Origin of the sequence: Mycolicibacterium palauense, assembly GCF_002592005.1 — a bacterium.
In the GTDB taxonomy this organism is placed as follows: domain Bacteria; phylum Actinomycetota; class Actinomycetes; order Mycobacteriales; family Mycobacteriaceae; genus Mycobacterium; species Mycobacterium palauense.
Window position 1 is genome coordinate 46,185 of sequence record NZ_NVQF01000028.1, and the last position, 20,926, is coordinate 67,110.

Consider the following 20,926-nt stretch of genomic DNA (forward strand, 5'->3'; position numbering starts at 1 on the left):
CGGTTCAGACTCCCGAGGTCCGGCGGCCGTGGTCGCCGTAGGGCTCGTCGCGGTGTCGCACGGCCTCCCGGAAGCCGTGCTCGGTGGCGTCGGCGACGAAGGCGTGCCCCTCCGGGGTGTGGCGGGCGATGCCGTCGAACACCGTGCTGACCATCTGGCTGGTGGCCACCCCCTGGTTGAGCAGCGCGGTGTTGCACGCCAGTTTGGCCATGATGAGCTGGTTGACCGGCATGGCCGCGATGCGCTGGACCAGCCGTTCGGTGCGTTCGTCGAGATCGCCGGGCTCGGGCGCCTCGACCGCGAGCCCCCATTCGGCGGCCTGCCGGCCGGTGATGGTGTCGCCGGTGAACAGCAGCCGTTTGGCGCGCTGGTCGCCCAGTCGGTGGGCCCACAGCCCGGCCGCGGGCACACCCCAGACCCGCATCGGCGGGTAGCCGATCTTGGCGTCGGCGGCGGCGATCACCTGATCGGCGTGCAGGGCGATGTCGGTGCCGCCGGCCACGCAGTACCCGTGGATCTTGACCACCGTCGGCTTGTCGGCGCGCATCAGGCTGGCGAACCCACGGACGAATCGGCTCATCATCTGGTAGTCGACCATCGGATCCCACGGCCGGTCCGCCCGGTGGTTGAGCGCCTGGGTCCGGCCGTCCAGCACGGTGTCGCGGTAGCGGCCCTCGCCGCCGGCCGAGGAGCTTCCGTCGGCGTAGGCCCCCAGGTCGAAGCCCGCACAGAAACCGGCGCCGCGGCCCGACACCAGGATCACGTGCACGCCGGGGTCGAGGTCGGCGCGTTCGACCAGCGCCGCCAGCTCCAGCGGAGTGTCGGCGACGATCGCGTTGCCCGCCTCGGGCCGATTGAAGGTGATCCGTGCGACCCGGTCGGTGACCTCGTAGGTCATGGTCGTGAGGTTCTCGACGTCGACTCCGCCGCCGACGGACTGGTCGGTCATCCCTTGACCAGTGCCCGCTCCAGGATGGGCGCCAGGTCCAGCCCGGCGGGCATGGTGCCGTACGCGCCGCCCCGGCGGCCGTCGAGCCGGGTGGCCAGGAACGCCTCGGCGACGGCGGGGTGGCCGTGCCGGACCATCAGCGCACCCTGCAGCGCCAGGGCGATGTCCTCGGCGACCTTGCGGGCGCGGTACTGGATGCTGTCGAGATCGCCCAGCTCGGTGCGCAGCGCGGCCACGTGGGCGTCCAGGCGGGTGTCCTGCCCGGCCGTCTGGCCGAGCTCGTCGAAGAGCACGTCGACGCACTCCGGGCGGGTCGCCATGGCGCGCAGCGTGTCCAGCGCGCTGACGTTGCCCGACCCCTCCCAGATGCCCATCAATGGGGCCTCCCGGAACAGCCGGGGCATGCCGGAATCCTCGACGTAGCCGTTGCCGCCCAGGCATTCCATGGCCTCGGCGGCGTGCGGGGTGGCCTGCTTGCACACCCAGTACTTGCTGGCGGCCAGGCCGATGCGGCGCAGCAGCGCGGCGCGGTCGTCGCCGCGCACGACCCGGTCGGTCAGGCCGGCCATCTGCATGGCGAGCATGGTGGCGGCCTCGGCCTCGACGGCCAGGTCGGCCAGCACGTTGCGCATCAGCGGCTGGTCGATGAGGTATTCGCCGAACGCCTTGCGGTGCTGGGCGTGGTGGATGGCCCTCGTCAGGCCGTTGCGCATGCTGGTGGCCGACCCGAGGGTGCAGTCCAGCCTGGTCAGGTTGACCATCTCGATGATGGTCGGCACCCCGCGGCCCTCCTCGCCGACCAGCCAGGCGGTGGCGCCGTCGTACTCCACCTCCGAGGAGGCGTTGGCGTGATTACCCAGCTTGTCCTTGAGCCGCTGCAGGAACATCCGGTTTCGGGTGCCGTCCGGCAGCACCCGGGGCAGGAAGAAGCAGGACAGCCCCCCGGGCGCCTGGGCCAGCACCAGGAAGACATCGGACATCGGTGCCGAGGTGAACCACTTGTGGCCGGTCAGCCGGTAGGTGCCGTCCCCTGCGGGCACCGCCTCGGTGGTGCCCGCCCGCACGTCGGAGCCGCCCTGTTTCTCGGTCATCGACATGCCCGCGGTGATGCCGGCCTTGGTGGCGGGCACCGTGAGTTCGGGGTCGTAATGGCGGCTGGTCAGCAGCGGCTCGTAGATCGCGGCCAGTCCGGGGTTGTACCGCAGCGCGGGCACCACCGCGTAGGTCATCGAGATCGGGCAGATGTGGCCGGGTTCGACGGTCCACACCGAGGTCTTCGCCGCACGGACCACGTGCGAACCCGGGCGATCGTCGGCCCAGGGCGCCGCGTGCAGGCCGTGGCCGACCGCCACGGTCATCAGCTCGTGGTAGGCGGGGTCGTACTCGACCTCGTCGACGCGGTGGCCGTAGCGGTCGTGGGTGTGCAACACCGGCCGGTTGCGATCGGCGAGGTCACCCCACCGTTGCGCCTGTGCGGTGCCGTTGAGTGCGCCGAGTTCGGTGACCTCCTCCAGACCCCACTGCCCGCCCTCGCGGACGAGGGCCTCGGTGAGGACCGGCGAGCTGGCCGTGTTGTGGTGTTCCAGCGGCGGAACCTGGTTGGTGACGACATGCGTGTCGGACATGAGCTCATATTACAGTTTCTCGACAGTCGTTCAAGAGCCGTAATAGAGCGGGGTCGATCGTGGCCGATAGGGTGAGCCGATGCAGCCCAACTCCGTCGTGCACGCCACCGAGCTGACGCTGGCGCACGAGCCCGTCCCGGCCGATCAGCGCGTCGAGGGAACACCGGCCACCGGGCTGTCGGTGGTGGGCGACTTCGGGGGCCTGGAGGTCGGCGTCTGGGAGATGACGCCGGGGGTGATGCGCGACGAGGAGGCCGATGAGGTGTTCGTCGTGCTCAGCGGGGCCGCAATCGTGGAGTTCGACGACGGCGCCCCGCGGCTGCGGCTGGGGCCCGGTGACGTGGTCCGGCTGGCCGCCGGCGCTCGTACCACCTGGACGGTCACCGAGACACTGCGCAAGGTGTACCTGAGCTGATCCCCCGCTGGTCCCCGAGAGCACGCGCGTCGAGTCAGACCTCAGGCCGCCAGAATCGCCGGAACGGCCGGCCTGACGTCTGGATGAACGCGGTCAATCCGGGCCACTGGGGCTTGCCCGGACCCGGCGGCCACTGGGGTCTGACCCGGCGCCACAGTGCGGGCACGGCGACGACCACGACCGCGGCCAGCAGCCAGCCCAGCAGCACGTCGACGACGTAGTGCTCGGCCGTGTAGACCAGCGTGAACGCCATCACCAGCGGGTAGGCCACCAGCGCCGGGCGCCACCTGGTGTTGACCCGGTTCCACAGGAACACCGCGATCGCCGCCGACAGGCCGGCATGCAGCGACGGGACCGCGGCCACCAGGTTGACACTGGCCTGGCCCTGGTCCAGCAGCGCGGTCGCCGAGTGCAGGTTCAGCTTGCCCCAGCCCCGCCCGACGATCCGTTCGATCCAGGCGTTGGCACCGTCGTGGCTGGTCTGCATGGCCCCCAGCAGGCCGCCGTCGGGCACCCCGCCGCCGCGGTAGAACATGCACCGCGGACCGGACGGCCCGCCCTCGACCTGCGCGGCGGTGCAGCGCGCGGCGGCCCACGGCGGCGCCGCCGGCAGCAGGGCGTAGATCACCAGCGCGGCGAATGACAGCCCGACGAACATCTTGACGAACGACTTCCACTCGTCACGGTTGCGCAGCCACAGCACCGCGGCGATCACGTAGGGCAGGATGAAGAAGGACATGTAGACGGTGCTGATCGCCACCTCCCACCACGGCGGGCGCGACAGCTTGAGGTGTTCCTGCAGCCACACCGTGGGCACCGTGCCGAAGAACATCCAGCGGTCGGCATCGACCTGCCAGTGCCACATCGTGGGCCGCCCGATCAGCGTCGCCGCGCCTCGACTGAGGTCATAGGCGATGAGCACCAGCGCGAACGGCAACCAGTCGCGGATGATGTAGAACATCCGCCGGCCCTGGCCGATGCTGGCCGCCGCCAGGCCGGTGCAGATGTAGAGCAGCAGCAGTTCGCGGTTGAAGGCGAAACCGTCGGTGGCGGTGCGGTAGACGACCACCGTCGCCCAGACGACGATCGCGATCCAGCGCAGGATGACCCACAGGCGTTCGCGGGAGGGTACCCAGGTCGCAGCGCGGGGCAGGGCGACCGCTTGGTCGTCGATAGCAGACAACTGGGCCCTTTCCGAAAGTGCTGCGTGGATGCTGCGTGGATACTGCCGGGTACTGCGGCGACGCTGCGGGATCGGCCGGCCTGGACGGCACCAGTCACCGGCTCATTCCCACCGTCAGCACTTATTAACCCACGAACCACCACCCGTTTGCCCGGCGTTCGCCATCGGATGTGGCTGACCTGGGGCGCAACACGACGAAAAGGCCCCCGGGACCACGTCCCGGGGGCCTTTTCGTCGACTGCTACCGACTGCCGCTACCGATTACCGGTAGTCGGAGTACCCGTAATCGTCCAGCGGCACCGCGGCACCGGTGGCCTGACCGAAGTCGGGGCTGTAGTACTGATCCTCGTAGGACGGGATCGTGTACGCCGCGGCCCGGGCCTCCTCGGTCGGCTGCACCTGGATGTTGCGGTAACGGCTGATGCCGGTACCGGCCGGGATCAGCTTGCCGATGATCACGTTCTCCTTCAGACCGTTGAGCTTGTCGCTGCGGCAGTTGATCGCCGCATCGGTGAGCACTCGCGTGGTCTCCTGGAAGGACGCCGCCGACAGCCACGAATCGGTGGCCAGCGACGCCTTGGTGATACCCATCAGCACCGGGCGGCCCGCGGCGGGCTCGCCGCCCTCGGTCACCACCCGCCGGTTCTCGGCCTCGAACTCGGCCCGCTCGGTCAGCGAGCCGGGCAGGAACTCCGTGGCACCGGAATCGATGATGGTCACGCGCCGCAGCATCTGCCGCACGATGACCTCGATGTGCTTGTCGTGGATCGACACGCCCTGGGCCCGGTAGACCTCCTGGACCTCGTTGACCAGGTGCACCTGCACCTGACGCGGTCCCTGCACGCGGAGCACCTCGTGCGGGTCGGCCGAACCCTCCATCAGCTGCTGGCCGACCTCGACGTGGTCGCCGTTGGCCAGCGGACGCTCGCTGCCGTCCTCGTGCTTGAACACCCGCAGGCGCTGGCGGCGCGGCAACTTGTCGTACGTGACCTCCTCGCCCCCGTCGTCGGGAACGATGGTGATCTTGTAGAACTTGTCGCTCTCCTCCAGCTGCACGCGGCCGGTGACGTCGGCGATCGGGGCGCGGTTACGCGGAACGCGCGCCTCGAACAGCTCCTGCACACGCGGCAGACCACCGGTGATGTCGCCACCGACACCACCCTGGTGGAAGGTGCGCATGGTCAGCTGCGTGCCGGGCTCGCCGATGGACTGCGCGGCCACGATGCCGACGGCCTCGCCGATGTCGACCAGCTTGCCGGTGGCCATCGAGCGGCCGTAGCAGGTGGCGCACACGCCGGTGCCGGTGGTGCAGGTCAGCACCGAGCGCACCTTGACGTCGGTGATGCCGGCGGCCAGCAGGGCGTCGATCGCCGGATCGCCCAGGTCGTGTCCCCGCTCGACGACGACGTTGCCGTCGGCATCGAGCGCGTCGGCGGCCAGGGTCCGGGCGAACGCACTGGTCTCCACGTGCGGGTCGCGGATCAGGCTGCCGTCTTCGAGCCGCTCGGCGATGGTCACCGTGATGCCACGCTCGGTGCCGCAGTCGGCCTCGCGGACGATGACGTCCTGGGAGACGTCGACCAGACGACGGGTCAGGTAGCCCGAGTCCGCGGTTCGCAGCGCGGTGTCGGCCAGACCCTTACGGGCACCGTGGGTGTTGATGAAGTACTCCAACACCGTCAGGCCCTCGCGGAACGAGGACTTGATCGGCCGCGGGATGTACTCACCCTTCGGGTTGGTCACCAGGCCCTTCATGCCGGCCAGGTTGCGCACCTGCGTCATGTTGCCGGTCGCGCCGGACTTCGGCAGCAGGGTGATCGGGTTGTCGTCGGGGTAGTACTCCTCCAACGCCTTACCGACCTCGTCGGTGGCCTCCTGCCAGATCTTGACCAGGGCCTCGTTGCGCTCCTCGTGGTTGAGCGCGCCGCGCTGGTACTTCTTCTCGATCCCGTCGGCCTCACGCTCGTAGGCGTCGAGGATCTCCTTCTTCTGCGGCGGCACCAGCACGTCGGCCATCGAGACGGTGACCCCGGAGCGGGTGGCCCAGAAGAAGCCGGCGTCCTTGAGCTTGTCCACGGTCTGCGCGACCACGATCATCGGGTAACGCTCGGCGAGATCGTTGATGATCGCCGCCTGGACCTTCTTGTGCATCTGCTGGTTGACGAACGGATAGCCCTTGGGCAGCAGCTCGTTGAACAGCACCCGGCCCAGCGTGGTGTCCGCGGTCCAGGCGTCCCCGGATGTCCAGCCGGTCTCACCGAACAGCTCGGCCTCGACGTCGGCGGGCGGACGCAGTTCGGTCAGCCGCACCTTGATCTTGGCCCGCACCGACAGCGCGCCGCGGTCCATCGCCATGATGGCCTCGGCCGGCGAGCTGTACACGCCGCCCTCGGGGGCGTCCTTGTCCGCCGCGGTGTACTCGCCCTTGTCGCCGGGAACCTCGGTGGTCAGGAAGTACAGACCGGTCACCATGTCCAGACGGGGCATGGCCAGCGGGCGACCCGACGCCGGGGACAGGATGTTGTTGGAGGACAGCATCAGGATGCGGGCCTCGGCCTGCGCCTCCGCGCTCAGCGGCAGGTGCACGGCCATCTGGTCGCCGTCGAAGTCGGCGTTGAACGCCTCGCAGACCAGCGGGTGCAGCTGGATGGCCTTGCCCTCGACCAGCTGCGGCTCGAAGGCCTGGATGCCCAGGCGGTGCAGCGTGGGTGCGCGGTTGAGCAGCACCGGGTGCTCGCCGATGACCTCTTCGAGCACGTCCCACACCTGCGGGCGCTGCCGCTCCACCATGCGCTTGGCGCTCTTGATGTTCTGCGCGTGGTTCAGGTCGACCAGCCGCTTCATCACGAACGGCTTGAACAGCTCCAGCGCCATCAGCTTGGGCAGACCGCACTGGTGCAGCTTGAGCTGCGGACCGACCACGATGACCGAACGGCCCGAGTAGTCGACACGCTTGCCGAGCAGGTTCTGACGGAACCGGCCCTGCTTGCCCTTGAGCAGATCGCTCAGCGACTTCAGCGGTCGGTTGCCCGGCCCGGTGACCGGACGCCCGCGGCGGCCGTTGTCGAACAGCGCGTCCACCGACTCCTGCAGCATCCGCTTCTCGTTGTTGACGATGATCTCGGGCGCGCCGAGGTCGATCAGCCTCTTGAGGCGGTTGTTGCGGTTGATGACGCGGCGGTACAGGTCGTTGAGGTCCGACGTCGCGAAGCGGCCGCCGTCGAGCTGGACCATCGGCCGCAGTTCCGGCGGGATGACCGGCACGGCGTCGAGCACCATGCCCATCGGCGAGTTGCCCGACTGCTGGAACGCCGCGACGACCTTGAGCCGCTTGAGGGCGCGCAGCTTCTTCTGGCCCTTGCCGTTCTTGATGACGTCGCGCAGCGACTCGGCCTCGGCGTCGATGTCGAAGTTCTCGATGAGCTTCTGGATCGACTCGGCACCCATGGCGCCCTCGAAGTACTCGCCGTAGCGGTCCTGCAGCTCGCGGTAGAGGTTCTCGTCGACGATCAGCTGCTTGGGGGCCAGCTTGGTGAAAGTGGTCCAGATCTCGTCGAGCCGGTCCAGCTCGCGCTGGGCCCGGTCACGCAGCTGGCGCATCTCGCGCTCGCCGCCGTCGCGCACCTTGCGCTTGACGTCGGACTTGGCGCCCTCCTCCTCGAGCTCCTTCATGTCGGCCTCGAGCTTCTGCGCGCGGGCCTCCAGGTCGGCGTCGCGCTGGTCCTCGACGGCCTTCTTCTCGACGACCATCTCGGCCTCGAGCGTGGAGAGCTCGTTGTGCCGCATCTCGTCGTCGACCGCGGTGATCACGTAGGCCGCGAAGTAGATGATCTTCTCGAGATCCTTCGGCGCCAGGTCCAGCAGGTAGCCGAGCCGGCTCGGCACACCCTTGAAGTACCAGATGTGCGTGACGGGCGCGGCCAGCTCGATGTGGCCCATCCGCTCGCGGCGCACCTTGGCGCGGGTCACCTCGACGCCGCAGCGCTCACAGATGATGCCCTTGAACCGCACGCGCTTGTACTTGCCGCAGTAGCACTCCCAGTCGCGAGTCGGTCCGAAGATCTTCTCGCAGAACAGGCCGTCCTTCTCTGGCTTGAGCGTGCGGTAGTTGATGGTCTCCGGCTTCTTGACCTCGCCGAAGGACCAGTTACGGATGTCCTCCGCGGTGGCCAGGCCGATGCGGAGTTCATCGAAGAAGTTGACGTCTAGCACGTAACTCCCTTTCCCCTTGCGGGTGTTGCAGCGCTTGGTGGTTCTTCGCGCAAGCGCTCATCACGGATAACTAGGCGAGGTCCTCGACGGACGCGGATTCGTTGCGGGACAGGTTGATGCCGAGGTTGGCAGCGGCGCGCTCCAGGTCCTCGTCGTCACCGTCACGCATCTCGATCGCCGCGCCGTCGCTGGAGAGAACCTCGACGTTGAGGCACAGCGACTGCAGCTCCTTGAGCAGCACCTTGAACGACTCGGGGATGCCGGGCTCGGGGATGTTCTCACCCTTGACGATCGCCTCGTAGACCTTGACCCGGCCGACGGTGTCGTCGGACTTGATGGTCAAGAGCTCCTGCAGCGTGTACGCCGCGCCGTAGGCCTGCATGGCCCAGCACTCCATCTCACCGAACCGCTGGCCACCGAACTGCGCCTTACCGCCCAGCGGCTGCTGGGTGATCATCGAGTACGGGCCGGTGGAACGGGCGTGAATCTTGTCGTCCACCAGGTGGTGCAGCTTGAGGATGTACATGTAGCCGACCGTCACCGGGTACGGGAACGGTTCGCCGGACCGGCCGTCGAACAGCACCGCCTTGCCGTCACCGTCGACCATGACCTCACCGTCGCGGTTGGGCAGCGTCGAGGACAGCAGGCCCTGCAGCTCGGCCTCCTTGGCGCCGTCGAACACCGGGGTCGCGGTGTTGGTGTCGGCCGGAGCCGAGTACAGCTCCTCGTCCAGGTTGCCCGCCCAGTCCGGCACACCGGCGGCGACGTCGATGTTCCATCCGCTCTTGGCGATCCAGCCCAGGTGGGTCTCCAGGATCTGGCCGATGTTCATCCGTCGCGGCACACCGTGGGTGTTCAGGATGATGTCCACCGGGGTGCCGTCCGGAAGGAACGGCATGTCCTCGACGGGCAGGATCTTGCCGATGACGCCCTTGTTGCCGTGGCGTCCGGCCAGCTTGTCACCGTCGGAGATCTTGCGCTTCTGGGCCACGTAGACGCGGACCAGTTCGTTGACACCGGCGGGCAGCTCGTCGTCGTCCTCGCGGGAGAACACGCGGATGCCGATCACCTTGCCGGACTCGCCGTGCGGCACCTTCAGCGAGGTGTCGCGGACCTCGCGGGCCTTCTCACCGAAGATCGCGCGCAGCAGCCGCTCCTCGGGGGTCAGCTCGGTCTCGCCCTTCGGGGTGACCTTGCCGACCAGGATGTCGCCGTCGCGGACCTCGGCGCCGATGCGGACGATGCCGCGCTCGTCGAGGTCGGCGAGGACTTCGTCGGAGACGTTCGGGATGTCCCGGGTGATCTCCTCGGCGCCCAGCTTGGTGTCGCGGGCGTCGATCTCGTGCTCCTCGATGTGGATCGAGGTGAGCACGTCCTCTTCGACCAGCCGGTTGGAGAGGATGATCGCGTCCTCGTAGTTGTGGCCCTCCCACGGCATGACCGCCACGAGCAGGTTCTTGCCCAGCGCCATCTCGCCGTTCTCGGTGCAGGGACCGTCGGCGACGACCTGACCGGCCTCCACACGCTGGCCGGCGTCGACGATCGGACGCTGGTTGGCACAGGTGCCGTGGTTGGACCGGGCGAACTTGCGCATCCGGTAGGTCTGCCGGGTGCCGTCGTCGGCCATCACGGTGACGTAGTCGGCGGAGACCTCTTCGATCACGCCGGCCTTGTCGGCCACCACCACGTCGCCGGCGTCGATCGCCGCACGCAGTTCCATCCCGGTGCCCACCAGCGGTGCCTCGCTGCGCACCAGCGGAACCGCCTGGCGCTGCATGTTGGCACCCATCAGGGCGCGGTTGGCGTCGTCGTGCTCCAGGAACGGGATCATCGCCGTCGCGACCGACACCATCTGGCGCGGCGAGACGTCCATGTAGTCCACCTCGGCGGAGCTGACGTACTCGACCTCGCCACCCTTACGGCGGACCAGCACACGGTCCTCGGTGAAGCGCTGCGTGTCCAGGTCCAGCGGCGAGTTGGCCTGCGCCACGACGTGGCGGTCCTCCTCGTCGGCGGTCAGGTAGTGGATCTCGTCGGTGACGACACCGTCGACGACCTTGCGGTAGGGCGTCTCGATGAAGCCGAACGGGTTGACCCGCGCGTACACCGACAGCGACCCGATCAGGCCGATGTTCGGACCCTCCGGGGTCTCGATCGGGCACATCCGGCCGTAATGGCTGGGGTGCACGTCGCGGACCTCCAGGCCGGCGCGCTCACGGGACAGACCGCCGGGGCCCAGCGCCGAGAGGCGGCGCTTGTGGGTCAGGCCCGACAGCGGGTTGTTCTGGTCCATGAACTGCGAGAGCTGGCTGGTCCCGAAGAACTCCTTGATCGCGGCCACCACGGGGCGGATGTTGATCAGGGTCTGCGGGGTGATCGCCTCGACGTCCTGGGTGGTCATGCGCTCGCGGACCACGCGCTCCATGCGCGACAGGCCGACCCGGATCTGGTTCTGGATCAGCTCGCCGACGGTGCGCAGGCGACGGTTGCCGAAGTGGTCGATGTCGTCGACCTCGACGGGCACCTCGACGCCGCCGGGCACCGTCATCGTGGTCTGGCCCTCGTGCAGGCGGACCAGGTACTCGATGGTGGCGACGATGTCCTCTTCGGTCAGCGTCGTCGCCGAGGCCGCGCTCGGGTCAACGGTCAGGCCCAGCTTCTTGTTGACCTTGTAGCGGCCCACCCGGGCCAGGTCGTAGCGCTTCTCCTTGAAGAACAGGTTCTCCAGCAGGGTCTGCGCGGACTCCTTGGTCGGCGGTTCGCCCGGGCGCAGCTTGCGGTAGATGTCCAGCAGCGCCTCGTCGGTGCCGGCGGTGCTGTCCTTCTCCAGCGTGCCCATCATGATCTCGGAGAAGCCGAAGCGCTCCCGGATCTGCTCGGCGGTCCAGCCCAGCGCCTTGAGCAGCACGGTGACCGGCTGGCGGCGCTTGCGGTCGATACGCACACCGACGGTGTCGCGCTTGTCGACGTCGAACTCCAGCCAGGCGCCACGGCCCGGAATGACCTTGACGCTGTGCAGGTCCTTCTCGGTGCTCTTGTCGACGCTGTGGTCGAAGTAGACGCCCGGCGAGCGGACCAGCTGGCTCACCACGACACGCTCGGTGCCGTTGATGATGAAGGTGCCCTTCTCGGTCATCATCGGGAAGTCACCCATGAAGACCGTCTGGCTCTTGATCTCACCGGTGTTGTTGTTGATGAACTCGGCCGTGACGAACAGCGGGGCCGCGTACGTCATGTCCTTGTCTTTGCACTCGTCGACCGGCGCCTTGACCTCGTCGAAGCGCGGGTCGGAGAAGCTCAGCGACATCGAGCCGGAGAAGTCCTCGATCGGCGACAGCTCCGCCAGGACCTCCTCCAGGCCACCGGTGGGGGTGCCCTCGCCGCGCTCGGCGGCCTTCTCACGCCAGCGATCGGACCCGATCAGCCACTCGAACGACTCGGTCTGCACGTCGAGTAGCCCCGGAACCTCGAGCGGTTCGCGGAGCTTGGCGAAGGAGATACGGTTTGGTGCTCCAGGTACGGAGTTGTGGGTAGCGGTCTTAGTCTGGCGGGAGACTGCCAAGATGCGTCCTTCCAGCACCTCATGCGACTATCGGGACTGACCGGGGTCGGACCCTCTACGCCGCGTTGTCTGCGTTGGTTCGGCTGGATACCGGAACCTGTCCGCATCACGGACACACGGCATGCAGTTCGAGCGCCGAGCAGGGCTCGGGACTGAAACCGCAGTGACAGGTGCGGGTCGGGTGCTGTGAGGTGGGCAGGAGGCAGCCAGCGCAACGTCCAACGATAGCGCAGGACGGCGCATTCCTCAACCACGCATGTGAGAGCACATAAGGCGCTGGCTGGCGTCCCGTTCTCTCCGTACAAACATGCTGCGAAACAGACTGACCTCTCAACCGCCTTCCGTCAAGACTTCACGCCGCGTTGGATGCCGGATATTCCAGTTCGGGGGTGGTGCCGGCGCTGCCGGCCGCCGAGTGGGCCACCGTCTGGACCGGCGCCGGCGCCAGGAAGGAGAACAGGGCCCGCGCCCCGGCGACGACGACCGTCCGCAGCAGCTTCTTGAAGGGCGGCAGCGAGGACTCCCCCGCGGGCAGCCCCAGCGCGGTCGCGGTCCCCGCCTCGGTGTCGATCAGCACCTCCTGGCCGATCTGTCCGTAGTCGGTGCCGCCGTCGAACATCTCGTCGACCCACGCCGGGGCCAGCAGCTGCGCGGCCGCCACGTTCTGCGGCTTGGAGAAGCCGGCGACCAGATAGGCCGAGAACTGGAAGAACCGGTTGGCGCCCTGCATGGTGTCGATGTGGCTGCCGCCGACGAGTTCGACGCCGTTGAAGGTGTCGGGTCGGGCCTGGACCAGCGCCTCGGTGGTGATGCCGAACATGTTCCACATGTAGGGCCGGGAGGCGATCTGCAGGATCGGCAGATCCGCCGGCAGCTCGGCGACGACGTCGGGGCTGACACCGCCGAAGGCCACCCCGTCGAGGAGCAGGATGCCGGCCAGATCCGCGCGGGTCGCCTCGTCCATGTGGCTGGCCGCACCGAGCGCCAGCCCGCCGCCGGCGGAGTGTCCCACCAGCACGAACGCGGTGGGCAGGGTGACGTCGTGGCCGATGGCGGCGCGGGCGCTCTCGGTCAGGGCCGCGCGGTCGCCGGTGAACAGCTCCGCGACGGCGCGGTGCATGGAGTCCCCGCCCAGCCAGCAGCCGTCACAGGCCAGGAAGTTCGAGGTGAGCGATGTGGCCACGACGATGCTGTGGGTCCGCTCGGCCAGCACGGCCGCGGTGTAGCTGTACAGCGGGGCGCTGGCGAAGAAGCCGTGCTGCAGGTAGATCAGCCGGTCCGGGTCGGGGTCCTCGGGGACGTACCAGTTCGCCGGAACCTCCAGGCCGTTCCCGCAGTCCAGGCTCAGTTTCGAGGTGCTGACGGTCACGGTGCTGCCCGCGGGGAGCACCGGCGGGCCCTCCAGGACGCGCAACGCCATGTTGTAGACACCGAAGAACACCGCCCCGATCAGACTCAGGATCGGCCGGCGCGGCAACGCGCTGGCCGCTTCGGCGGCGGTGGGGGCGGCGGCCATCGCCAGCGTGGCCGCGTTCGTGGTGGACGTCTCGGCGTCGCGGGTCGTCGCGCCCGGGTCGGCCGGTGTGGCGGGAGCGGCGGTCGCTGTGTCGGTGGCCGTGGCTGTGTCTGTATCCGTGGCCGTGGCGGTGTCGGTAGTCGTGCCGGCTTCCGGCGGTGCCCCGGTGTCGTCTGCAGCCTCGGCGTCCGCGGCCGCGTGGTCCCCCGCGACGGCGGATTCCTCGGCCGCCGGCGGTGCGGTGGCGGCCGGCTCGTCGCGACGTGCGGCCGCGGTTGGCTCGGTCGTCGTGGTGGTCGTCGTCGTGGTTGTGATGGGTGCCGTGGCCGGTGCGGGCTCGGCGGTCTCGGGCTCTGCAATCTCGGGCTCGGCGGTCTCATCGGTCACGGCCTCATCGGTCACGGCCTCATCGGTCACGGCCTCGTCGGTCGCCGTCTCGTCGGCGCCGGTCGAGTCGGCGGTGTCGCTCTCTGGGCCGGTCTCTGGGCTGGGCTCAGTGTCGCTGCCAGTGCCGGTGGTGTCGCCCGGGGCGTCTGCGTCGACGTCCGCGCTGTCGGTGTCGTTCCTCGCGTCGGTATCCCCGGCGTCGGTGTCCCCGGTATCGGCGTCCCCGGTATCGGTGTCCGCACTGTCGGCGTCGCCGTCCCTGGTATCTGCGTCCCGGGTATCGGTGTCCCTGACACCGGTGGCCTCGGTATCCGCAGAGTCAGCGGCCGAGCCGGCGTCGGCGCCGCGGCCGTCCTCGCGGTCACCCCCGCGTCGCTGACTCGGACGCGACGTCGACCCGGACGTCGCAGCGGCCCGGGATCCCGAACTGCTGGTCGCCTGCCCCGACGACGCGCCCGCCGAACCGCCGGACGAATCCGCTCCCGTCGCGGCGCCCGCCGTCGCAGCGCCCGCGGTCAGCGCCGCTGCGATACCCGCGGCGACCACACCGGCGCCCAACCACCTCCGGGACCAGTCACCCATGAGAGAGCCCTCCTTGAGAACGCGCTCACGCTATCGCGTCGCCTCAGGCCGAGAGCCGCATCGACGAAATCGAATTGGCCGTCGACCAGGTGGTGCGGGCCAGCGACCCCGCCCTACCGGGCACCCAACCGGTCTCGATGGCCGCGGCTCCCGCCACGGGTGGCGGACAGTTTCGCCGGCTGGTCCCGGCGCTCTGGATCGCGCTGGCAGAACAGAACTCCCCGAGGGGCAGCCCGTCGAGTTGCTCCGAGTCCGGGTTGACCAGCGAGGACACCAGCGAACCGAAGGCCACCGTCGAGCCGTTGACCAGCGCGAACGACGCGCCTGGCTTCCCGTACACACCCTGGCTGCGGGTGCCGGAGAACAGATCGTTGACCCAGCCCGTGGTCACGTTCAAGGCGGTGTCGACGTTCTGCGGCTTGGAGAAACCGGTCAGCAGGTAGGCCGCCAACTGGATGTCCTCGCTGGCGCTCTGCATCGTGTCCGAGTGCAGACCCCCCACCATCCACACCCCGTCGAAGCTGTCCGGTCGCACCTCGTCGAGGGTGGCGTTGGCGGCGCCGTACTCGTTCCACGTGTAGGGCCGGGCCGCCAGGTTGTAGACCGGGACGGTGCTCGGCAACGCGGCCAGGTCGGTTTCCAGGTAATCGAGGTAGCCGACGCCGTCGAGCATCACCACTCCGGCGAGGTCGTCGATCGAGCCGTTCTCGGTCATGTAGCGGGCGGCGCCCACCACGAGCCCACCGCCGGCGGAGTGCCCCACCAGGACGACGCGTTCGGGCAGCGCACCGGCGAACCCGGCCTCGCGGGCACTCTCGGTGAGGGCCGAGCGGTCGCCGGTGAACAGTTCCGCAACGGCCTGGTGCATCGGGTGCAGCATGATCGCGGCGCCGTCGGAATCGAAGATGTTCCAGGACAGGGTCGGCGCGACGACGATGCTGTTGGTCTTCTCGGCCAGGTGAGCCGCGGTGGCGCTGTAGAAGGTGGCCGTGGCCAGGAACCCGTGCTGCAGGTAGATCAGACCGGTGGGCTCCTGTGAGCTCGTCGGGAAGTACCAGTCGGCGGGGACGACCAGACCGCCACCGATGTCGAGGGTCAGCTCGGAGCTGACCACGCTGACCTTGCTGCCGGCGGGCACGCGCGCCGGCCCGGCGATGGACTGCACCGCGCTGACGTAGAGGTTGTAGAGATAGGTGCCGAACTCGTCGAGGTTGGAGAACTTCGGCGGCGCCGCCTTCGCCTTCTCCGACGCCACGGCGTTGGCCACGGTGGCCTGCCCATCCTCCTGCTCACCGTCCTGTTCACCGGCCGGCGCGGCATCAGCCTCGGAGACGACCTCGGAGCCGACCTCGGAGACCGCGTCCGGGACTTCGGAGACGACGGCGGCCGCGGTGACCACCGCTTCCCCGGCGTCTTCCTGGGTGTCTTCCTCGGCATCACCGGTGGTCGCGGCGCCCCCGGTGGTCGCGGTGTCTTCGGCGTCCCCAGTGCCTTCGGCGTCGGGGGTGTCCTGAGTCTCCTGCGCGTCAGCGGCGTGCCTGGGCTTCTGGGCATCGCCGGCCCCCGGCGCGGCCTCGGAGTGCTGGCCGCCCGGGGCATGGGCTACCTCGGTGTCGGTGGAGTCGGTGGAGTCGGTGGTCTCCCCGGCGTCTCCGACCTCTCCGACCTCTCCGACCTCTCCGGCGTCTTCGGCGTCGGCGGGCGAGTCGACGCTTCCGCCCCCGGTCGTCTCGGACTTCTCCGTATCGTCGCGCCCGGCGGAGGGGGTGTCGCCCGCCTTCGTGGCGTCGTCGTCACCGGAGGCCTCCACGTCGCGGGCATGACGACCGGGCGTGCGGTCGGTGTCGCCGCGCGCGTGCCGGCCGGTGGTCTCGTCGGTGTCGTCGGTATCGTCGCCGCCCCGCGCGTGCCGCCCGGTGCCGGAGCCGGCCTCGTCGTCATCGCGGGAGTGACGTCCGGCCCGCGAACCCTTCCGGCTGTCGCCGGACGCGTCGGCATCATCGGCGCGGTGCTTGCCGCCCCGGCCTGCGGTGGCCGTCGAATCCCGGCCGACGGAGCGGCCCGAGACCGTCGACGCGGAGCCCACCCGGTGCCGGCGCGCGCCCGGGCCGGAGTCGGCGTCGGAGGACCCGCCCCCGGCCGAGGACCGCGCACCCGCCGCGGGTCCCTTCGACGACGAGTCGGCACCCCCGCCATCACTGTCCGCGGCGGCCACACCGGCCCCGGCGAGCATCGCCGCCGAGACCCCGCCCGCCACCAGACCCGCCCCCAACCAGACGAAGTATCGGTCGACCATCCTTCTCCCGTCCCCGACGACGCAAACATGGCAATCTCGCCCGATATCCGAAACCAACACGAGTGCGCAAAACTAGCAAACAATATAACGCTAAGAGCCGACTATTGCCGGTTCCGTCAAACTGTGGCGTATCGCAAACCGGTTCTCGACCGAAGGGCTAGTGGTGCGACAACCTTCGCGCCGCCTCCGGGCACGCCGGCGCGTCGCGCGGACGTGCCTCGACCTGCACTGTCCTTAGGAATCAGCTTTCAGCAACAGATCGCCGATTCTGCGCAACTGATACGTCCGTACCGTTTGGGAAATGTTGCGCCCATGGTGGGTACCGCGGACACCCCGTGCGGTGCGGTCCGCCGAGCGGTCGGTCGAGCGCCCCTCACACAGATGTCGCCGGCCGGGAAACACCCGGCCGGCGACAGTGGATTCGCTGGGGTCAGAGCCTGAGTCGGCGCTGGAAGTGGACCTTAGAGATGGTCCTGTTGGACTAGCCCTCCTGCTGAGCCGGGATGGACGCGGTCGGCGTCTCGTCGGCGAACTCGTGCGACTTGTACTTGTGAGTGCCGTCGAGTTCGTCGCGGATGGCCTCCTGGGCGGCCGGCGGCAGGGTGTTCAGGATCTCGCGCACCCGGGCCTGACGACGTGCTACGGCCTGCCGCTCCGGCATCCCCGGTGTCGCCTGGATCTGCGGGGGAACGCCCTCGATCTCCTCCACACCGCCGTCGTGGTGGCCGGCGTCGGCCATGGCCTGTTCCTCGGCCATCGTGCCTTCGTCCTTCTCCTCGGACATACCGATCGGGCCCAGGCGGCGACCGTTGAGGAACTGCTTGACCACCGGCTCGTCACTGGTGAGCAGCACCTCGCGGGGCCCGAACATGACCAGGTGCTTGCGGAAGAGCATGCCCATGTTGTCCGGCACGGTGCGGGCGATGTTGATGTTGTGAGTGACGATCAGGATGGTGGCGTCGATCTGGGCGTTGATGTCGATCAACAGCTGGCTCAGATAGGCCGTACGCACCGGATCCAGACCGGAGTCGGGCTCGTCGCAGAGGATGATCTGGGGATCGAGCACCAGGGAGCGGGCCAGGCCCGCGCGCTTGCGCATACCGCCGGAGATCTCGCCGGGGAACTTGGTCTCGTCGCCACCGAGCCCGACCAGGTCGAGCTTCTCCATGACGATCTTGCGGATCTCGCTTTCCTTCTTCTTCGTGTGCTCACGCAACGGGAAGGCGGTGTTGTCGTAGAGGTTCATCGACCCGAACAGCGCGCCGTCCTGGAACATGACGCCGAACAGTGTGCGGATCTCGTAGAGCTCCTTGGCCGAACACTCGATGACGTTGGTGCCGTCGACGACGATCTTGCCGCGCTCGGGCCGCAGCAGGCCGATCAGCGACTTCAGGAACACCGACTTGCCGGTACCTGACGGACCCAGCAGCACACTGACCTCACCGGCGGGGATGTCCATCGTGACGTCTTCCCAGATTCGCTGGGATCCGAAGGACTTGGTCAGCCCCTCCACCTGGATGCCAATGCCCACGCGAGATCCTTCCGCCGATTTGCCGAGCCGGCCAACAGGCATCCCGCCTGTGGCTTGAGTCACTGTAGCGCACGACGCTTTGCGCCACGCCAATAGTGCCGTGACCCACGGTCCTGCCTCCGCCCGTCCGGGCGGCGCGTCGTTGCCCGCATCGTGTCGTCGCGGGCGGTTTCACCGTAACCCAAACACAGAACCGCCCGGGATCGTGCGATCCCGGGCGGTTCGTGGTGGTGCGTCGAGGGCCTCGACTACTCGACGGACTACTTGACGGTGACCGACGCGCCGGCGGCCTCCAGCTTGGCCTTGGCCTCGTCGGCCGCCTCCTTGTTGACCTTCTCCAGCAGCGGCTTGGGAGCGCCGTCGACGAGGTCCTTGGCCTCCTTGAGGCCCAGGCCGGAGACGATCTCGCGGACGACCTTGATGACGCCGATCTTCTTGTCGCCGGCACCCTCGAGGATGACGTCGAACTCGGTCTGCTCCTCGGCGGCCTCAGCCGGGGCACCGCCGGCGGCGGCACCCGGGGCGGCGGCGACGGCGACCGGAGCGGCCGCGGTGACCTCGAAGACCTCTTCGAACTTCTTCACGAACTCCGAGAGCTCCAGCAGGGTGAGCTCCTTGAAGGCGTCGAGCAGTTCGTCGGTGCTGAGCTTTGCCATGGTGATGGGTCCTTCCTGATTTTCTGCGTACTGACTGACGCGGTGGGGTCGGGTTATTCGGTTGTCTCTGCGGCAGCCTCAGAAGCCTCGGGGGCCTCTTCGGCAGCGGCGGCCGGTGCCGGGGCACCTTCGGTCTCGGCGCGCTTGTCCTGCAGGGCCGCCGCCAGGCGGGCGACCTGCGACGCCGGGGCGTTGAACAGCCCGGCGGCCTTGGACAGGTTGGCCTTCATCGCGCCGGCGAGCTTGGCCAGCAGCACCTCGCGCGACTCCAGGTCGGCGATCGCCTCGACCTGGGCGACGCTCAGCGGGAGGCCGTCCATATAGCCGCCCTTGATGACCAGGGCCTTGTTGTCCTTGGCGAACTTCTTCAGGGCCTTGGCGGCCTCGACCGGTTCGCCCTTGACGAACGCGATCGCAGTCGGTCCGACGAACAGCTCGTCGAGACCCTCGATACCCGCATCCGCCGCGGCACGCTTGACCAGCGTGTTCTTGGCGACGCGGTAGCTCGCGGAGTCACCGAGCGAGCGGCGCAACTCGGCCAGGTTGGTCACCGAGAGCCCGCGGTACTCGGTGACAAGGGTGGCCGTCGACGAGTTGAACCGCTCGACGATGTCGGCAACCGCGGCGGCCTTGTCATCCTTGGCCATGCATGCCTCCTTCGTTGTCTGCTGGAATGCTCCACGCGACAACCAACGGGAGGGCCCGGAAACGACGAGCGCCCCGACGCAGGATGCGGTCGGGGCGCGAAGTGCAGCGCCGAGCGGGCTCGGCGGCGTCTTGCCTCGTCCTCCTGCGTGGGCCGCCGGGATGTCTCCCGGGCCTTCAACCGATAACGGTGACCGACGGTCTTCGGTGGATCGTGGACCAGAATAGCCGCTGCACCCTCGATCAGCCAAAACGCGACCCTGCCTGCTGCGCGAGCGCGCACTGAGGTACGCAGAATCGCCGCGAAATGTACCTGAGTGAGCGCTCACGGGGGTCCCCCGAGACGGGCGGTGATGCGACGCAGCAGCACCTGCGGCCGGCGGCGTACGTCGTCGGCGACGATCGACAGCACCGTCCAGCCCAGCTCGTCCAGGGCGGCACGTTTCTGCCGGTCCCGCCGCAGCGAGTCCGGCGAACTGTGCCAGTCGTAGCCGTCGTACTCGACCGCGAACCGGTGCTGCGGCCAGGCGAAATCCAGCCGCCACAGGGCGCCGTCGCGGTCGACGACCTCGTACTGCAGCCGCGGCTCCGGTACCCCACCGTCGGCCATGACCAGCCGGGTTTCGCTTTCCATCGGCGACTCGCTCTCGGGGCGGGCCAGCGGAATGAGATCGCGCACGACGACGATCCCCCGACGGCCGGCCTGCGCCGAAGCGGCGGCCATCAGGTCACCCGCCGTACAGGTCCGGCCGCGCAGGGCCGCATCGAGGGTCGCCAGCGCCCGCGGACGGCGCAGCTCCCTGGCCACCTCCACCGCCGTCCACGCCGGCGCGGTCACCAGCCGGCCGGCCAGCCTCGTCAGCGGCGCACCGTCGCGCCGGTGCACCACCAGGCCGGGGCCGCTGCGCAGCAGATGCCCCTCGGGATTGAGCACGTGCAGGTCGGTGACGTCTTCGGTGTCGAACCCGAAGGCCGCGGCCGCGGTGTGCAGGCAGACCGCGACGGGTTCCCCGCACCGCAGGTCGAGGCCGCACAGCGCGGTGCGGCGGTCAGGGGCGCCCACGCTGTAGGTGTCGGGCCAGACCCGGACCAGGGCGCCGGTGCGCACCCGGCGCTGCATCCCGCGGCGGGTGAGGTGCCGCAGGATCTGCGCCGCCGTCGCGACCCCACCCTGACCGGCGAAGACCGCACGCAGCTCGGGGGGCATGGCGGCATGATCGAGGTCGCCGCGCCGGAGGGCCATTCACCCCTGTGCACCGTCCGCGAGCGCTCACTCAGGTACAGAAACCGCCCCAGAATCTGTACCTGAGTGAGCGCTCGCGGGGGGAAGGGCTCGCGGGGGTAAGGGCTGGCTCCTATACACATCT

The 20,926-nt window shown here is 69.0% G+C and carries 12 protein-coding genes; 1 reads left to right on the forward strand and 11 read right to left on the reverse strand.

The genetic code is table 11. From position 1 onward, the window contains the following. Window positions 1-4: 4 nt before the first annotated feature. Window positions 5-949, reverse strand: a complete 945-nt coding sequence (locus tag CSR00_RS13510) for a crotonase/enoyl-CoA hydratase family protein (protein ID WP_099022916.1) — start codon at window positions 947-949, stop codon at window positions 5-7. Further along, window positions 946-2,574 carry an acyl-CoA dehydrogenase family protein gene (locus tag CSR00_RS13515; protein WP_099022917.1) on the reverse strand — a complete coding sequence of 543 codons (1,629 nt, stop codon included), beginning with the start codon at window positions 2,572-2,574 and terminating at the stop codon, window positions 946-948. Before CSR00_RS13515 ends, CSR00_RS13510 begins: the two co-directional genes overlap by 4 nt. A gap of 79 nt (window positions 2,575-2,653) precedes the next feature. On the opposite strand from CSR00_RS13515, the gene CSR00_RS13520 reads away from it, so the two are divergent. Further along, the gene (locus CSR00_RS13520; RefSeq protein WP_099022918.1) at window positions 2,654-2,989 is read left to right on the forward strand and encodes a cupin domain-containing protein; all 336 of its coding nucleotides are present in this window, start codon (window positions 2,654-2,656) and stop codon (window positions 2,987-2,989) included. Window positions 2,990-3,023: 34 nt separating this feature from the next. On the opposite strand, the gene CSR00_RS13525 is transcribed toward CSR00_RS13520, so the two are convergent. From CSR00_RS13525 to CSR00_RS13565, 9 genes are all read right to left on the reverse strand, one after another. Next, entirely contained in the window at window positions 3,024-4,172 is a 1,149-nt protein-coding gene (locus CSR00_RS13525; protein WP_176562049.1) for a phosphatase PAP2 family protein, read from the reverse strand. Window positions 4,173-4,433: 261 nt separating this feature from the next. Next, on the reverse strand, window positions 4,434-8,384 hold the full coding sequence (locus CSR00_RS13530) for a DNA-directed RNA polymerase subunit beta' (RefSeq protein ID WP_099022920.1): 3,951 nt from the start codon (window positions 8,382-8,384) through the stop codon (window positions 4,434-4,436). 70 nt (window positions 8,385-8,454) lie between these two features. Then, window positions 8,455-11,964 (reverse strand): DNA-directed RNA polymerase subunit beta, encoded by a 3,510-nt coding sequence (gene rpoB / locus CSR00_RS13535; protein ID WP_099022921.1) that lies wholly within the window; start codon window positions 11,962-11,964, stop codon window positions 8,455-8,457. A gap of 334 nt (window positions 11,965-12,298) precedes the next feature. After that, complete coding sequence (locus tag CSR00_RS13540; protein ID WP_099022922.1) at window positions 12,299-14,431, reverse strand: hypothetical protein; 2,133 nt, start codon at window positions 14,429-14,431, stop codon at window positions 12,299-12,301. Between the two features lie 43 nt (window positions 14,432-14,474). Then, window positions 14,475-16,727: a hypothetical protein gene (locus CSR00_RS13545; RefSeq protein ID WP_099022923.1), complete on the reverse strand. Its 2,253-nt coding sequence runs from the start codon at window positions 16,725-16,727 to the stop codon at window positions 14,475-14,477. A 481-nt stretch (window positions 16,728-17,208) separates the two neighbouring features. Beyond that, window positions 17,209-18,258 carry an ABC transporter ATP-binding protein gene (locus tag CSR00_RS13550; protein WP_099022924.1) on the reverse strand — a complete coding sequence of 350 codons (1,050 nt, stop codon included), beginning with the start codon at window positions 18,256-18,258 and terminating at the stop codon, window positions 17,209-17,211. Between the two features lie 260 nt (window positions 18,259-18,518). Next, window positions 18,519-18,914 carry a 50S ribosomal protein L7/L12 gene (gene rplL, locus CSR00_RS13555; protein WP_099022925.1) on the reverse strand — a complete coding sequence of 132 codons (396 nt, stop codon included), beginning with the start codon at window positions 18,912-18,914 and terminating at the stop codon, window positions 18,519-18,521. A gap of 53 nt (window positions 18,915-18,967) precedes the next feature. After that, a complete protein-coding gene (gene rplJ / locus CSR00_RS13560; protein ID WP_099022926.1) occupies window positions 18,968-19,561 on the reverse strand; it encodes a 50S ribosomal protein L10 in 594 nt (197 codons plus the stop codon). Between the two features lie 323 nt (window positions 19,562-19,884). After that, window positions 19,885-20,766 (reverse strand): type IV toxin-antitoxin system AbiEi family antitoxin, encoded by an 882-nt coding sequence (locus CSR00_RS13565; protein WP_099022935.1) that lies wholly within the window; start codon window positions 20,764-20,766, stop codon window positions 19,885-19,887. Window positions 20,767-20,926: the final 160 nt, after the last annotated feature.

What these genes read in the sequence shown, in the direction of transcription:
- CSR00_RS13565 (WP_099022935.1), bottom strand. Translation starts at nt 20,766, where the DNA reads ATGCCCCCCGAGCTGCGTGCGGTCTTCGCCGGTCAGGGTGGGGTCGCG.
- CSR00_RS13515 (WP_099022917.1), bottom strand. Translation starts at nt 2,574, where the DNA reads ATGTCCGACACGCATGTCGTCACCAACCAGGTTCCGCCGCTGGAACAC.
- CSR00_RS13545 (WP_099022923.1), bottom strand. Translation starts at nt 16,727, where the DNA reads ATGGTCGACCGATACTTCGTCTGGTTGGGGGCGGGTCTGGTGGCGGGC.
- CSR00_RS13520 (WP_099022918.1), top strand. Translation starts at nt 2,654, where the DNA reads ATGCAGCCCAACTCCGTCGTGCACGCCACCGAGCTGACGCTGGCGCAC.
- rplJ (WP_099022926.1), bottom strand. Translation starts at nt 19,561, where the DNA reads ATGGCCAAGGATGACAAGGCCGCCGCGGTTGCCGACATCGTCGAGCGG.
- CSR00_RS13510 (WP_099022916.1), bottom strand. Translation starts at nt 949, where the DNA reads ATGACCGACCAGTCCGTCGGCGGCGGAGTCGACGTCGAGAACCTCACG.
- CSR00_RS13540 (WP_099022922.1), bottom strand. Translation starts at nt 14,431, where the DNA reads ATGGGTGACTGGTCCCGGAGGTGGTTGGGCGCCGGTGTGGTCGCCGCG.
- rplL (WP_099022925.1), bottom strand. Translation starts at nt 18,914, where the DNA reads ATGGCAAAGCTCAGCACCGACGAACTGCTCGACGCCTTCAAGGAGCTC.